Origin of the sequence: Brachyspira sp. (genome assembly GCF_029258575.1) — a bacterium.
In the GTDB taxonomy this organism is placed as follows: Bacteria; Spirochaetota; Brachyspiria; order Brachyspirales; family Brachyspiraceae; genus Brachyspira.
This window is the reverse complement of record NZ_JARHYI010000082.1, coordinates 1-15189: the sequence shown is the minus strand read 5'-3', so window position 1 is coordinate 15189 and position 15189 is coordinate 1. Positions and strand designations below refer to the sequence as shown.

Here is a 15189-nt window from a genome sequence, read left to right as displayed (position 1 = left end):
TGCAATCATATTGACAAATATAAAAATAGTTATATATTACTCTCTATTTTATTAATACACCAAATTGACACTTTATTTTTTATAAAGAGATTATATTATGAATACCAATTCTATAAATTTTAACAGCGGTAAAAAACTCTTTTTGGAAATTTTGAATTTTATAAATTATGCATATCTATTGCTGTACCAGTAATGCTTCAGCAGCTTATAATGGGTATGGTATCATTAATAGATAATTTCATGGTTGCTGAACTCGGCGATATAAAAATGGCTGCTGTAAATGTATCCAATCAATTAAATTTCATATATTTAGTTATACTCAATACCTGTTATGGTGCAGGTGGTATATATATGGCTCAAAATAGCGGTGCTGATAATAAAGAAGGAATGCAGCAGGCTTTCAGATTTAAAGTGATACTTCCTATTATTATTTCCGCTTCTTATATGATATTGATGCTTGTTAATCCCGAAATATTTATGAGTTTAATGACAAAAGGAAATACATCTCAAGAAGCAATACTTGTTTCAAGCACAAAATATATGCATATAATAGCTTTTACATTTATACCAATATCTATATCGGGTGCTATAGGTACTTCTTATAGAGAAGTAGGAAAACCTCATATACCTCTTATAATATCAGTTATAGCTACACTTTGTAATACTTTGGGAAATTATATACTTATATATGGTAATTTTGGAGCTCCTAGACTTGAAGAAACAGGGGCAGCAATTGCTACATTAATAGCAAGAATAATAGAAATGATTTTATTTATAGTGTATATTAAAATTCATAATGAAAAATTTTATGTGAGAACAAGAGAAATATTAAATGTAAAATTAAATATATTTTATTCTATGCTTAGAAAATCGAGTTTAATATTTTTGAGTGAAATAAGCTGGGGATTAAGCGAAATGTTCATGACAGCTTTATATAATAGCAGGGGCGGTGCGGAAACTGTTGCTGGAATGGCATCAGGATTTACTATAGCAAATATATTTTATTTAGTTTTTCAGGGTATATTCGTTTCTACAATGGTAGTTGTTGGTGGAACGCTTGGAAGAGGAGAACTTGAAGATGCTAAAAATAAGGCAATGTGGATATTAAACGGCTCTGTTATAGCAGGTTTAGTTGTAGGATTGGTGCAGATGTCATCTACCCTTTTTATTCCATATGTATTTTCAAAACTTACTGCAGATGCCCAAATAATAACTAGAAATTTAGTAATATTAATAGCATGCTACATGCCTATATGGACATATATTAATGCTCAATTTGCAGTTTCAAGAGCTGGAGGAGATACAATATTTGGATTTGCAGTGGATGTACCTGTATCATTATTAGTATTTGCTCCATTAGCTTTGATACTTGCTAAATACACATCTGTAGGTCCTGTAGCTATGTTTGGAATAGCAAAATTAAGCGATTTTGCAAAAATTGCAGTTGGTGTTATAATGTTAAAAAAAGAAAGATGGGTTAGAAAATTAACTCAATAGTTGTATAAAAATAAAAAGCAATTAGTAAATAGTTAATAAACTAATTCCGATTATATAAACGGTATTTTATTTTTTAGTTGATTTTTATTTTTTTATGCTTTATAAATATAAAAATTAACTTATAATATTAAAAATATTTTCTTATTTTTATAGAGGATTTATGAGTTACAATTTTTCTCTTTTAACATTAGAATTGGGAGTTCCAGTTATAGCCACTATTATATCAATAGTCGGTATAATATTATATGCATATATATATTTTCAACTATACGAAGAAACTCAAGCAATTATACTATCATTAGGTTTTTTATGCTTCATATTCTCTGCAATGGAAGCTGTAAATATTATTAGTTCTTTATACATGCCGAATAATAAATTAGCATTAAATCTATATAAATTTGAACAATTGGCATTTTCGCTAACCATTATACCATGGATTATCTTTATAAGAAATAAATTAGTATTAAGCGAAAGATTTCATTTTGTATTGGATAAATTATATATACTAGCCATATTCATATTTATATTATTAACTGCTGTAGCTCTTTTATATCCTCAACTCTTTATATCAACAAAAGAAAAAATGACTACATTAAATGATACTATGGTATATAGTATTAAAAGCCGAGGACAATTAGGAGCTGCTTATATATTCAGGGATTTTATATTTACTATATATAGCTTCATAATAATATGTGCTTTGATATATGACATGACTATTAATAAAAAATTCAAAGATAATATAATTTTATTAATATTAATCTCTATAATATCTTTATCATTCTTTGATGATTTTAATGGAATATCAATATATACTAAATATTCAAGCGATTTCCTTCTTTTTAATCATCTGACATTTACAAGAACAACTTTAGCATATGCCATATTTAATATAATAATGATACATTCATCAGTAAGCAGATTTATATCAGCTGTACATAGAAAAACAAATCAGTCTTATGATTTAGAAAGTATAAAGGCTCAAGACTCTATAATAATTAATACTGCCATAAATACTTCTGAAAAATTAGCTGAATTAAAACAAAATTTCTCAGAATCTGTTAATGAATTAGTAAATAAAGTAGAAAATACATACTCTACTATCAATAATTTAAAATCTGATATAAACAGAGTTATAGATTATACAAATGAATTTATAACTATAGAAAATTTCCAAATCAATGATGGAAAAATAAATATAGAAAAAATAAATGAATTAATAGAAACTTATCCTAATTTACAAGTTTCTGTAGAATTGCAAAAGAAAACTTTAGAAGAATCCAATATGAAGCTTCAGGAATCTATAGAAAAAATATATAGACTTCAATCTGAAAGCAGAAATATAGTTAATTTATTTGAAGATTTTCAAAATAAATTAGATACAGAAAAAAATAACTTTATTAGAGAATTCAGCAAATCAGACGGATTCAGTCAATTAAGTTTCCAGATAAATAGAATTATATCATTTATGACAAATATGTCTGATAAAACTAAAACTCTCGCAATCAATTCAAGTATACAGGCTTCTAAGGCTGGTGAATGGCATAATAACTTTTCTGTTGTATCTAAAGAGGTTACAGAATTGGTAAATGAAACTGCTCAGGCAACTAATAGAATGCAGAATTTATTATTCCAAATAGAAGATATATTCAAAAAATTTAACTATTCAAGTAATAATATAAATAATAATATTACTTTGCTGACAGAAGAAATTTCAAATCATTATGATAAAATTAATAAATTCAATAAAAATATGGAAAAACAAAATGATTATAATATGAATATCATTAAAAGCACTGATAAGATGCATAATTCTATATCAAATATGACAAATATTATCATTAATGAAGAAAATGACTTTTTAAATATTAAAAATAAAGTAGAAGAAATTAATGATTATATAATTGATATATCAGAAAAAGCATATGCAGAAAATACAGAAGTAAAAAGCTTAATGAGAGATATGAATAAATTACTTGCTACTTCAGATGACTTGGAAGCTATAACAAGCAAACTTGATAATGAAATGAAAAAATTTATGGAATATACTGATGATTTAGAAAATAAAGTAGATGAATATTCTAAAGTTATGTAATTAAAGGAATAAGTATGGATATATTTTCAAATTTAATATACGGATATAATATTACTGTAGTAAAATTATTGGTACCTATTATTGGTATTTCTTTAATGTCAGTATTTATTATGCTTTATTTATTATTGTCAATTAAGACAAAAAAAGGAACATATATCATTATTTCTATTACATTAATATTTATACTATTATATAATATAATATCACTTATTATAATATTCTTGGAATTATACGGAGTAAATAAAGGCTTATCATTAGGACTGTATTTGAGTAATAATATTCTGATATTAGTCGCTGTTATGTTCATGCCGATAAACTCTAAAACTTTTATATCTAAAACAAAAAATCTAGTAAATTTAAACAATATAGTATTTGTAATCGGTATAATATTATCCATAGTATTAATAGCAGTAAGTTGTGTATATTCTAATCAATTCCTTACAACTACAATTAATTATTATGATTCAACAAGTCCTTCATATTTTATAAGACCTACAGGATTTTATTATACTTTCAAAAATTATATTATACTATTTATATTCTTAATTATGTTCATATCAATAGTAACTGATATGATAATGAATTATAATTATAGAGATAATATTGCCATGGTTGGAGCTATAACTTTAGCATTAGTACTTATAATAAGATATTTGTATATAGCTCAAACTTCAAGTAATGTGGATTTTGACAGAATAGGACTTGCTATTGTAATTTCATCATCATTCAGATCAATATCAATATTTTCATCTTTTGCAAAAAATGCACTTGATTCTATCAAAAAAGAAAGTATATTAAATAATAAACTTCATCTAAATCTTAAGACTTTAAATAATATAGATAGAATTTCAGAAGAATTAAATAACATAGATAGAAATTTAATGGATACATCTATGTTCGTATTTGAAATAGATAAAGAAACTAAAGATGCATATAATATTATCAATTCTAAAATAGATTCTATATTAGAAGCAAATGATAAATTAATAGAGGCTAAAAACAGCAAGAAAAATCTTATTAAAGACGGTTTAAAATATACAAATACAATATTCACATTTTTTGATAAATATAAATCTCAAATGCAAGATCATTTTAGAGTATTGAATCAAACTATTTCAAATATGAAAGAATCTGATTTCTCTAATGAACAAATACTCTATTTAAAAAATGAATTAAGACTTATAAATGAAAGTTTACAAGAAACTTCAAATAAGTTTTTACATTCTATAATGGAATCAGCAAATCAATTTAAAGATGTAAATAATATAACAGAATCTATATACAATACTATAGAATATATTAAAGCTATCACAAATAAAACTAATCTTTTATCTATAAATGCTGGTATTCAGGCATCAAAAGCAGGATTTTTTGGTAAAAGTTTCTCAGTTGTAGCTAAAGAAATAGGTACTTTATCTTTTGAAATATCTAAAGGTACTGATTCTATAGAAAGAATGCTTACCGATATATTTGCAGGTCTTGTTGTTATAGAAAATTCTTCTTTCTATATAAGAGATAGGTGTAAAATAATTTCAAAAGAGATTAATAGAATATCTGAAACTATTGATAAATTTATTTTGGAAATAGAAAATAATATTAGTACAGATTCCAAAAAGTTAAGCCACTTCAAATCTTTAGAGCAATATAATGAAGTTATGTCAAACATATTGGTTAATCAAAATTTAATAGTTTTGTCTATAAAAGAAAATGTTGCTGCTATGTTGGAAGTTCAGAATAATTTAAATGCAAAAATAGAATATCAAAACCAAGATGTATACAAAATCTTTAATAACTTTGATAATATAATAAAAGCTAAAGATGAACTTAATGATATTACTAAAAAGATAGGAAGTTATTCTTCTTTCTCACATACTGATATAAAAGCTTTATCAAATATTATTAACACTCATAGAAAGAAAAGTAGTTTTACATTTGCACCTGTAATAGCTTTATTAAAGAAATCATAATGTTTAATAATATTGATATACTATTAATTATAATATTAACTGTGTCTTTTATATATGGTTTATATAAAGGCATTATATCAATTATAACACCTATTATAGCAATAATAATAACATTTATAATAGCACCGCTGATATATAATCATATGTCTAAATATTTTGATCATTCTCTTATGCTTAAAATTATATCCTTAATAGCAACCTACTCTATTACAAGAATAATACTTTCAAAAGTTGAGAAAAGTATAAAAGATATTTTGAAGGTTATATATTTATCTTGGATAGATAGATTAGCATGTGCTTTTGTATTATTATTTACTGCAGGTGCGGTTATTTACTTATTAGCGAATATAATTATATATTTATCTCCAGAATATACCGAAATATTTTCTAAATCAATTATCATAAATTACATATTTTATATATTCAAAAATCTTTTTTCATCATTATTTAGCAATAATAATTATATAGCTTATTTTAGTTCTATATAACATATAATTGACAATAAACATTTTTTAATATATTATGTTATTGCAAATTTATTCAAGGAAATAAAAATGAAAACGGTAGATGCTAGAGGAATACCATGTCCTAAACCATTGATTCTTACAAAGACTGCAATAACAAATGCAAATATGAATGAAGAAATAGAAATATTAATAGACGATGAAGTAGCTTTTCATAATATTACAGACTTTTTGAATAATAATGGAATAAAATACACAAATAATGGAATGAATTTTAAAATTATCAAAAATAAGGACTTATCTTCTTCTAATAATTCAAATAAAGAAAAATCTTCAGGACCTGTCATTGCTGTTGTAGATAAGAAAGGTATGGGAACTGGAAATGATGAACTTGGAGAATTACTTTTAAAAGCATTTTTAGGTACTTTGAAAGATGCTAACCCAAAACCAGAAGCTTTATATTGCTATAATGGAGGGGTTTATTTAGGGACTGAAGAGCCTTATAAAACTTTACTGCAGGAATTAAGAGATGCTGGAATTAAAACATTTTTCTGCGGAACTTGTGTTAAATTCTATGAATTAAATGATATAAAAGTAGAAGAACAAACAAATATGCTTGGAATAATTGAGGCTATGGCTAATGCTTCTACTATTATAAGGGCATAAAAAACATTATTAATTATTATGAAAAATTATTATTTTGACAACTCTACAACTAGTTTCCCAAAACCTAAAGAGGTTGCAGAGGAAATGTATAATTTTTTAATGAATATGGGTGGTACTTATGGAAGAGTAAATACTTCCAGAGGAAAAGAAACAACTCAAAAAATAGAAGAATGCCGCACATTATTAGCCGATAAATTTTTAGGCACAAAAAATGATTCTAATATAATATTTACATCTGGAGCTACAAGAGCAATAAATGATATACTTATAGGATTAGATTTAAAGGATACCAATATATTAATATCTGTATTAGAACATAATGCGATACTTAGACCTATACATCAATTAAGTAAAAATAAAAATGTCAAATATAGTATAATACCTTCTAAAAACAATGGTATAATAGATACAGATGCACTATCTGATATAATCAAAAAAGAAAAAATATCATTAGTCGCTGTAAATATGGAAAGCAATATAAGCGGTGTTATACAGCCTATAAAAAAAATAAAGGAAGCAATAGGAAAAATACCATTACTTGTAGATGCTACACAAGCCATTGGAATACATGATATAAAAGCAGATGATTGGAATACTGATTTTATAGCTTTCACTGGACATAAAGGACTTTTAGGTCCTACGGGTACAGGTGGTTTTTATGTAAAAAATCCAGATAAATTAAATCCTGCATATTTCGGCGGAGGTTTTGGTGAAGGATATGAAACACCATATAGTATACCAGAAATATATGAATCAGGAACTCCAAATACAGTTGGAATAATAGGTCTTTTAGCAGCATTAAAAAATCGACCTAATTGGAATATAAATATTAATGATATGTATGATGCTATAAAAAAAATAGAGTCTATAAACAAATATGATGTTATATGGTCAAAAGATATAAATACTCAAGGTTTCCTATTTTCAATAAAAACTATTAATAATGATATTAACATGGCAAATATTACTCATGCATTATATGAAAAATATAATATAGAATGCAGATACGGATTTCATTGTTCTGTTTTGGCACATAATTTTTATAATAATGATAATGGAGCTATAAGGTTTTCATTTTCTCCATATACAACTAAAGAAGATTTAGAATATTTAATAAATGCATTAGGAAGTTAATTATGGCAAAAACTTTTTGTTATTTACAAACACCAAGAGATTTAATCAAAGCAGAAAAAATTTTATTAGATGCAGGCATAGAAGTTATAGTGCGTCCTGCTCCAGAGCGAGTATTTGGAGTATGTAATATGGCTATCGATGTAGATGATGATAAAAAAGACGAAATTATATCTTTATTAGAAGCTGCAGGATTATTAGTAACAATTAAGCTTATAGAATAATAATAAAGGCTTACTTAATAAAAATTAAGTAAGCCTTTATTTATGGAAAACTTTTTAATTGGACATATTATCTTATTTTGCTAAAATAGTACCAACATACATTTTATCAGTTCTAACACCAGGTTTTATTTCTCCATTAATTGAATATATTTTATTTCCTATTAGTATTAAACCTTCTCCGCAAGGAGCATCAAAAGGAACTTCACCCATTGTTCTCCAAGTGTTAGATTCACAGTTATAAATTAATATATTGTTGTTCCAATTAAATTCATAAGGATCAGCACCGAAATATTCAACTCTAAAATTAGCTAATTCAGCACCCTGAAGATTTCCTAAATTATAAACAGCATTATCATAAACAGCCTTATTAAATCCGCCTATAACAAGCATTTCAGTTTCATTAAGTTTAACTGATGCAGCACCAAGTAAAGATATACCCTCTCCATTAAGAGTTACATCAGCAACTTGCTCCCAAGTATTGTTAGCAAAATCATATTTGTAACCATCTGTATAAGCAGTAGCATCTCCGCCGCTGAATATATATATATTACCATTTAAAATCTGAGCAACTGGCTGAGTTCTGCTAGCCTGATTAGGTACAGGAGCTAATTCTTTAGCTTCTTTAGTAGCTAAATCATATTCATAAACTTTATCGCTACCCTTTCCAGACTGCTTTCCAGTAAGAATATATAATTTATTATCTTTATAAACAGCAGCACCATTTTGTAATGTAAAAGGTAAATCTCCTATTTTTTCAACATTCAACTTACCATCTTTTAATGTTATAAATAATATATCATCATCAGCCTCTGGATTAGAAGAGCCACCTATATAATATATTCCATTTGTAGTAGTTATAGAAGCACCATAACCTATTTCATTATCTAAATTAATATGCTCTACAACTTCCAATACTCCGTTTTTATCTTCCAACATATAAACATCAGAATAAGTCTTTTTAGCTCCGCCATTAAGTACAGATTCTTCAGGGAAATTAGCTCCGCCACCTACAACTATATATTTATCTTGTAAAGAACCATATAATAATCCAGCAGTACCAATATTTTTCTCCATTCCAGTTTGAGCAGGTAAATGTCCACCCATTTCCCAAACTATTTTTTTCTCAACTTTAGAATCAAGTACATTAACTGATAAAGTGCCTGAAGAAGAAGCATTTGAACAACTTATAGCAAATATAGAAAACATAATAGCAGATGATAATATTAATAATTTTTTCATATATTAATTCCTTTTAATTTTTTATTACTTATTATTTTTAATAGTAGTAGAATAAGTTAATCCTTTTATCTTCTCTAAAGATGGTTTTCCAAAAGCAAAAGAAGCTATGAAAGAAGCTACTACACCTACTCCTATAATAATAAATGAAAGCATAAACTCGAAGATTTTTGGTTTAGTATATGCAGGTATGAATTTAGTAAGAATTCCTGCAGGATCACTTATATAGAGTGCTACTATAACAGAAACTATAAATCCGATCCATACTGCCTTAGTGTCAATTTTGTCAAAGAAGATACCAGCTAAAAATACAGCAGCTATAGGACCTCCTAAAAGACCAGTTATAGCTTGGAAGTATAAGAACATATCACCCTGACCATTATGTATGAAATAAACAGCAAGTGATGTACTAAATATACCTACTATCCAGCTTGATAATCTTGCAAATTTTAATTTAGAAGCATCTTCCATTCCAGGTTTTAAATATTCCAATATATCAGCAGTCATACAAGTAGAAACAGAGTTCAAACTAGATGATACTGTAGATTGAGCAGCGGCAAATATAGCAGCTATTACCAAACCTGATATACCAACAGGTAAAGCATTTATAACGAAATAAGGAAGTATAGCATTACCATTAACAGTTTCAGGTAAAGGAGTTTTGAAATGGAAATAAATATATAAAGAAGACCCCATACCTATGAATATTACTACACTTGTAAGAAGTAAAGGTACATTCATAAATAAACTCTTTTTAGATTCATGCTCATCTTTATTTGTTGCATATCTTTGTACTATATCCTGACTACCTACATAAGAATATATAGAATTAACAAATCCGCCTACTATCATAACCCATATACTTGATTTTGCTAAATCTAATGAGAAGAAATCAGGACTAATAATTTTTCCATCATCAGCTAAAAGCTTGAAACCCTGACCTAATCCATCAGGAGCAGATGAAAACCCTATTATAATTACTAAGAAAGCCCCTAAAAGAAGAACAACAGTTTGTATAGCATCAGACCATAATACTGCCTCTATACCTCCTATAGATGTATAAGCAACACAGAATATAGATACAACAACTGTTATAAAAACTGGATCAAGATTTGGAAGTACCTGCTGCATTGCTAAAGTAGGGAGATAAATTACTATTGCCATTCTTACAATGTGGAAAAGTATAAATGTTAAACTTCCTACTAGTCTGAAAGAATTATCAAATCTTCTTCCCAAATATTCATAAGCAGTAGTAACATTAACTCTTCTAAAGAATGGTACAAAAGTATAAGCAGCCCATAATACCATTAAAATAATTCCTAAAGGAGCCATACCCAAAAGCCAACTGTTATTATAAACAGAAGCAGGTATAGCGATAAATGAAATAGATGACAAAGCTGTAGCATAAATACTCATAGCTGTTACTAAAGCTGGAACTCTTCCTCCTGCTTTAAAATAATCATCTGTAGATTTTGTTCTTTTAGCAAAGAACATACCAATTAAAAACATTACAACGAAGTATAGCCCAATGACTATCCAATCAAACCAATGCCAAGACATATTTTGTTCTCCTATAAATAAAATTTTGCTCACGTGAACAATTATAGTATAGTTAAAGAAATTTCTATTGTCAATAAAAAAAATAAAAATATAAAAATAAATTCTAAATTTATAATAAAAAATGATTAATATATTCTTTATAATACTATCAAAGAATAATAATGTTAAAAAATCATAATTGTTTAATGTGTATATTGATTTTTTTATAAAAGATGTTAGAATTTTCAAACAATCATATTTTTGGTACTGTAATGGATAATTATATAGACATTATTATCAAATCTAGAATATTTGATAATATAGAAAAAAATGAAATAATTAACATATTAAATAATATAAAATCCCAAAAAAAATCTTTTATAAAGGGAAATATAATAATAGATATTGGAGATGTAGTTGAAAGTATATATATTATACTAAAAGGGAAAATAGAAGTTTCAAAAGAATATGATGATACTAAAAAAAATATAGTAAATATATTAAATGAAGCAGATATATTTGCTGAGGCAATTGCATTTTCTACAAATAAAATATCATCTATACAAGCTATATCATTAAATAATACCGAAATATTAAAAATAGATATAAAGAACATATTTAATTCTAATAAAGATAATATTATTTTAATACAAAATCTTATTAAGATAATATCTGATAAGAATAAATTTCTTACATTCAAAAATGATATTTTAAGTCAGAAGAGTTTAAGGACTAAAATAACAATGTATTTAAAATATATGTCAAACATTCAAAAATCATCAAATATAATAATACCTTATAATAGAGATAAATTAGCTGAATTCATATCAGCAGACAGAAGTGCATTATCCAGAGAATTAAATAGATTATCAAAAGAAAATATAATAAAATTAGACGGCTCTAAAATAAGTATTATAAATATAAACAACTAATCTATAAAATCAATATGCCACTTTCTTTTTCTAACCTCAAATGCTATCTTTTTTATAGTTATTTTTAACATAGACTTTTCAAAATCTAGCTATACATCACTTTTCTCCCAAAACATCAAACATAGCAAAGCCTATAGTACAAATATGATTAGGCTCATAAAAATTAAAAAGTCCCTATCCTACTCTCTAAATACCACTTCATATATAGAAGAAGTGTAATATCTTCTTCGCTTTTTATAAGTCTGCTGCCCTTTTTATTGGTTTCTACTATCCAGGCATTCTAAAGTTTTAATAAAATCTTCCTTATTATAGGAGGATTTGTCTTAACATTTTTGGCAAGCAAATGAGATGTAGTTCCTTCATTTTCAAAGAATTCTATACATAAAACTATATGAGCTGCAACTGATAATTTAGTATTAATCTTCATAATGATAAATATAAACAAAATTCATATATAGTCAATATAATCAAATAATATTATTGTAATCATTTTGGCAACAATCTTTTTTTGATTAATTATTGATATATAAAACAAAATAATATATAAAGTTTTAATAAAAATTTTTACTAATAAGGATAAATTACAAATGAATAAACTGTTTAATGCAGTAATTATATCTGCTTTTTTATTTGCAATATCATGCTCTAATAATAATGCAGATAAAACAACAACAGAGGCAGCAAAAATTGAACTTGCTAAAAAAGAGGCTGTAAATATTAATGTTGAAGGTTAAAAAGCACCTGAAAGTCTTAAATTAAGAAACTGAAAACTTTATATAGCTAATTTGGGCGATCCTAATGCTCCTGCCGACAGTTTCATAATCACTGCTAATGAAGACGGCTCTAATCCTCAGAAACTTTTTGAAGGACAATTGGACAGCCCTAAAGGTTTTTCTTTCATAAATGATGATATTACAATAATACAGGATCAGGTTAATGACAGCTCTATGATAGGTAATTTAGTATTGGCTAATGTTAAAGAAAATAAAATAATACTAAACTTCCTATAAAAGGTTCAAAATTCTTAAATGATACTGTAGTGATAAATTCTGCCACTGTAGCTTTAACTGATACAGGAGCTTCATCTGTACATTTTATTAAAGCAGATAATAATTCTGCATTATCACTCACTTCATCAGTAACAGGTATAGTAGGTGCTAACGGCATACTATTAGATAACGGATTATTATATATAGCAGGAAGTACATTCGGAAACAATGCTAAAGGAGGAAATTATTTACACTTTAAATACAGACGGAACAGGATTAACTAAATGGACAGATCAGAGATTGGGTGCCGGTACTTTAGACGGAATAGCTATAAATAACGGTAAACTATATGTTTCTGATTGGGGCGAAAATATGACTAATAATACTGCCTGTATATATATTTGATTTAAACACTAAAGAGCAATTAGAAAAAATAGAAGATTCTTTAAGCGGTGTAGCTGATATAGATTTGGTTAATAATGTTATATACATACCTGAACTTTCTACAAATCTAATAAAAAAATACAATTATAATTCATATATATTTAGTCGTAAAAACATCTTCTAAAAAAGGAGGTGTTTTTTATTAAAAATCAATATAAATATTTTAACTATTAACTATATATTTTGTTTTAGATATGTACGGTATTGTATTTATGAAAAAATTATAATATTAATATTTTCATTTATTTTATTATTCTCATTATTCAGCTATGCCCAAATAAAAAGCAATGCAGACATTTCTAATTCATCACCGCAAAAAATAAATGATTATAGACATAATGAACATATTAATTGGAATATGCATCAGCATAGAAAATTTTCAAAAGGAAATTATACCGTTGAATTATGGAAGGAATGGGGAATAATGAAATAAATAAAATTGTATAATAACTAAAATTATTGTGATTTATATTACAATAAAATAGATTTTATAAATATTAAGTGACTGATCTAGATAACTAAAAAAACTCCTTTTTTACTAAATTACATACTATTTTTAATTGTTTATCAATACCTTTATTGTTAAATCGAAATTGACATTCTTTAATAAATAAATGAAAATGCTTCTTTGGAATTACATTAAATTTACGGAAATGTATTTTCGCTTAACTACAAAAATTTTCTATACCATTAATATGATTCTTTTGTTCCGCAATTTTTTCACTAATGCTTAAATTCACTAACATCTAAAATATCATAATAGCGGTATGAATCTGAATATACAATACTATCCGGTTTAGCTTTTTCTTGAATAATATGAAATAATGTACATATTTTACTCTGCACTCCTTTGGCAGTATTATTTATCATTTTTACATATAATTTTCCACATCTTTTTAATAAACCAAAAAAGGATTTTATTTTTATAGACTCTGCCTCTTTTTCCTTTTCTTTTGCAACCAAAATAACTTTTGCATTGTTCCATTTCGGTATCAACTTCTATTTCACCATCAAACATTTCTTTTTCTTTTTTACTTCATAATCAAAAATTAATTTTCTAAGTTTATGATAATATAGAATTGATGTTTTGGTATTAATTCCAATTAAAGAAGATGCATTTCTTACTGTAGTTCCTGCAGCAAAATCCTCTATTAATTTTAATTGTTGTTCTTGACTTAATTTACTTAGTTTCATACATAAAATATAACAATTTTATATTATCTAGATCAGCCCCAAATAAGAAATTTACATTCCAGTATGGATAGATTAGAAACGTTATTGGTAGTGTTACTGGTTCCCCCACTTGCTGTATTTACATTCCAGTATTGATATATTAGAAACAAAAAACCATTTCGATTGCCTCGCGTTTTCATAAAAATTTACATTCCAGTATGGATAGATTAGAAACTGTTTTTTTCTTCGTTAATAGTACCATATGATAATGATTTACATTCCAGTATGGATAGATTAGAAACTTTTAGATATAGAGCAGAAGAGCATGGCATTATAATATTTACATTCCAGTATGGATAGATTAGAAACAAGTAACTATAGCAGGTGAAGGCTCCGTAGTAAAAGAATTTACATTCCAGTATGGATAGATTAGAAACAGAACAGCAATCAAGTAGTACTGATAGTAGTCCACAATTTACATTCCAGTATGGATAGATTAGAAACCATTATGTCTTTTGATGTAATATCATCAAAGCATTTATTTACATTCCAGTATGGATAGATTAGAAACCGGCAGTATTGGTCATAAGTTAGGTAAACTAGTAGGATTTACATTCCAGTATGGATAGATTAGAAACAGCCTTTGCGTTTACATCTGAGCAGGGAATTTATAAATTTACATTCCAGTATGGATAGATTAGAAACTCACAAGCTAGATTATAAGATAAAATATTTGGCCTGATTTACATTCCAGTATGGATAGATTAGAAACGTGGTTTGAAGTCCATACAAATTAGATATAGCATTATTTACATTCCAGTATGGATAGATT

The 15189-nt window shown here is 26.3% G+C and carries 11 protein-coding genes, 2 pseudogenes and 1 CRISPR repeat array; of the genes and pseudogenes, 9 read left to right on the top strand and 4 right to left on the bottom strand.

Features of this window, described 5'->3' with window-relative positions; translation table 11 throughout:
- Window positions 1-192 precede the first annotated feature (192 nt).
- From Q1J76_RS06620 to Q1J76_RS06590, 7 genes are all read left to right on the top strand, one after another.
- Entirely contained in the window at window positions 193-1497 is a 1305-nt protein-coding gene (locus tag Q1J76_RS06620; protein ID WP_300377942.1) for an MATE family efflux transporter, read from the top strand.
- Window positions 1498-1657: 160 nt separating this feature from the next.
- Window positions 1658-3592 carry a methyl-accepting chemotaxis protein gene (locus Q1J76_RS06615; RefSeq protein ID WP_300368649.1) on the top strand — a complete coding sequence of 645 codons (1935 nt, stop codon included), beginning with the start codon at window positions 1658-1660 and terminating at the stop codon, window positions 3590-3592.
- Between the two features lie 14 nt (window positions 3593-3606).
- The gene (locus tag Q1J76_RS06610) at window positions 3607-5559 is read left to right on the top strand and encodes a methyl-accepting chemotaxis protein (RefSeq protein WP_300368646.1); all 1953 of its coding nucleotides are present in this window, start codon (window positions 3607-3609) and stop codon (window positions 5557-5559) included.
- The gene (locus Q1J76_RS06605) at window positions 5559-6047 is read left to right on the top strand and encodes a CvpA family protein (RefSeq protein WP_300368643.1); all 489 of its coding nucleotides are present in this window, start codon (window positions 5559-5561) and stop codon (window positions 6045-6047) included. The genes Q1J76_RS06610 and Q1J76_RS06605 overlap by 1 nt, the downstream gene beginning before the upstream one ends.
- Before the next feature lie 66 nt (window positions 6048-6113).
- A complete protein-coding gene (gene yedF / locus Q1J76_RS06600) occupies window positions 6114-6689 on the top strand; it encodes a sulfurtransferase-like selenium metabolism protein YedF (RefSeq protein ID WP_300368640.1) in 576 nt (191 codons plus the stop codon).
- Window positions 6690-6707: 18 nt separating this feature from the next.
- The gene (locus Q1J76_RS06595; protein WP_300368637.1) at window positions 6708-7823 is read left to right on the top strand and encodes an aminotransferase class V-fold PLP-dependent enzyme; all 1116 of its coding nucleotides are present in this window, start codon (window positions 6708-6710) and stop codon (window positions 7821-7823) included.
- Window positions 7824-7825: 2 nt separating this feature from the next.
- Window positions 7826-8044, top strand: a complete 219-nt coding sequence (locus Q1J76_RS06590; protein ID WP_300368634.1) for a putative Se/S carrier-like protein — start codon at window positions 7826-7828, stop codon at window positions 8042-8044.
- A gap of 72 nt (window positions 8045-8116) precedes the next feature.
- Here Q1J76_RS06590 and Q1J76_RS06585 read toward each other — a convergent pair whose 3' ends face one another.
- Window positions 8117-9283 (bottom strand): cyclically-permuted mutarotase family protein, encoded by a 1167-nt coding sequence (locus Q1J76_RS06585; RefSeq protein WP_300368631.1) that lies wholly within the window; start codon window positions 9281-9283, stop codon window positions 8117-8119.
- Between the two features lie 24 nt (window positions 9284-9307).
- Window positions 9308-10840: a sodium:solute symporter family protein gene (locus Q1J76_RS06580; RefSeq protein ID WP_300368628.1), complete on the bottom strand. Its 1533-nt coding sequence runs from the start codon at window positions 10838-10840 to the stop codon at window positions 9308-9310.
- A gap of 212 nt (window positions 10841-11052) precedes the next feature.
- Between Q1J76_RS06580 and Q1J76_RS06575 the strand changes: the two genes are divergently transcribed.
- Complete coding sequence (locus tag Q1J76_RS06575) at window positions 11053-11751, top strand: Crp/Fnr family transcriptional regulator (RefSeq protein WP_300368625.1); 699 nt, start codon at window positions 11053-11055, stop codon at window positions 11749-11751.
- 280 nt (window positions 11752-12031) lie between these two features.
- On the opposite strand, the gene Q1J76_RS06570 is transcribed toward Q1J76_RS06575, so the two are convergent.
- Window positions 12032-12178, bottom strand: coding sequence for a helix-turn-helix domain-containing protein (locus Q1J76_RS06570; RefSeq protein WP_300368622.1), 147 nt, complete (start codon window positions 12176-12178; stop codon window positions 12032-12034).
- 160 nt (window positions 12179-12338) lie between these two features.
- Between Q1J76_RS06570 and Q1J76_RS06565 the strand changes: the two are divergent.
- Window positions 12339-13308, top strand: a pseudogene (locus Q1J76_RS06565) (NHL repeat-containing protein).
- 394 nt (window positions 13309-13702) lie between these two features.
- Here Q1J76_RS06565 and Q1J76_RS06560 read toward each other — a convergent pair.
- Window positions 13703-14378, bottom strand: a pseudogene (locus Q1J76_RS06560) (IS1595 family transposase).
- Between the two features lie 49 nt (window positions 14379-14427).
- Window positions 14428-15129: direct repeats of the CRISPR family, unit length 31 nt; unit sequence ATTTACATTCCAGTATGGATAGATTAGAAAC.
- Between the last annotated feature and the right edge of the window lie 60 nt (window positions 15130-15189).

Excerpts from the sequence above, each read along its gene's own strand:
- Q1J76_RS06620 (WP_300377942.1), top strand. The coding sequence starts at position 193 with ATGCTTCAGCAGCTTATAATGGGTATGGTATCATTAATAGATAATTTC.
- Q1J76_RS06615 (WP_300368649.1), top strand. The coding sequence starts at position 1,658 with ATGAGTTACAATTTTTCTCTTTTAACATTAGAATTGGGAGTTCCAGTT.
- Q1J76_RS06610 (WP_300368646.1), top strand. The coding sequence starts at position 3,607 with ATGGATATATTTTCAAATTTAATATACGGATATAATATTACTGTAGTA.
- Q1J76_RS06605 (WP_300368643.1), top strand. The coding sequence starts at position 5,559 with ATGTTTAATAATATTGATATACTATTAATTATAATATTAACTGTGTCT.
- yedF (WP_300368640.1), top strand. The coding sequence starts at position 6,114 with ATGAAAACGGTAGATGCTAGAGGAATACCATGTCCTAAACCATTGATT.
- Q1J76_RS06595 (WP_300368637.1), top strand. The coding sequence starts at position 6,708 with ATGAAAAATTATTATTTTGACAACTCTACAACTAGTTTCCCAAAACCT.
- Q1J76_RS06590 (WP_300368634.1), top strand. The coding sequence starts at position 7,826 with ATGGCAAAAACTTTTTGTTATTTACAAACACCAAGAGATTTAATCAAA.
- Q1J76_RS06585 (WP_300368631.1), bottom strand. The coding sequence starts at position 9,283 with ATGAAAAAATTATTAATATTATCATCTGCTATTATGTTTTCTATATTT.
- Q1J76_RS06580 (WP_300368628.1), bottom strand. The coding sequence starts at position 10,840 with ATGTCTTGGCATTGGTTTGATTGGATAGTCATTGGGCTATACTTCGTT.
- Q1J76_RS06575 (WP_300368625.1), top strand. The coding sequence starts at position 11,053 with ATGTTAGAATTTTCAAACAATCATATTTTTGGTACTGTAATGGATAAT.
- Q1J76_RS06570 (WP_300368622.1), bottom strand. The coding sequence starts at position 12,178 with ATGAAGATTAATACTAAATTATCAGTTGCAGCTCATATAGTTTTATGT.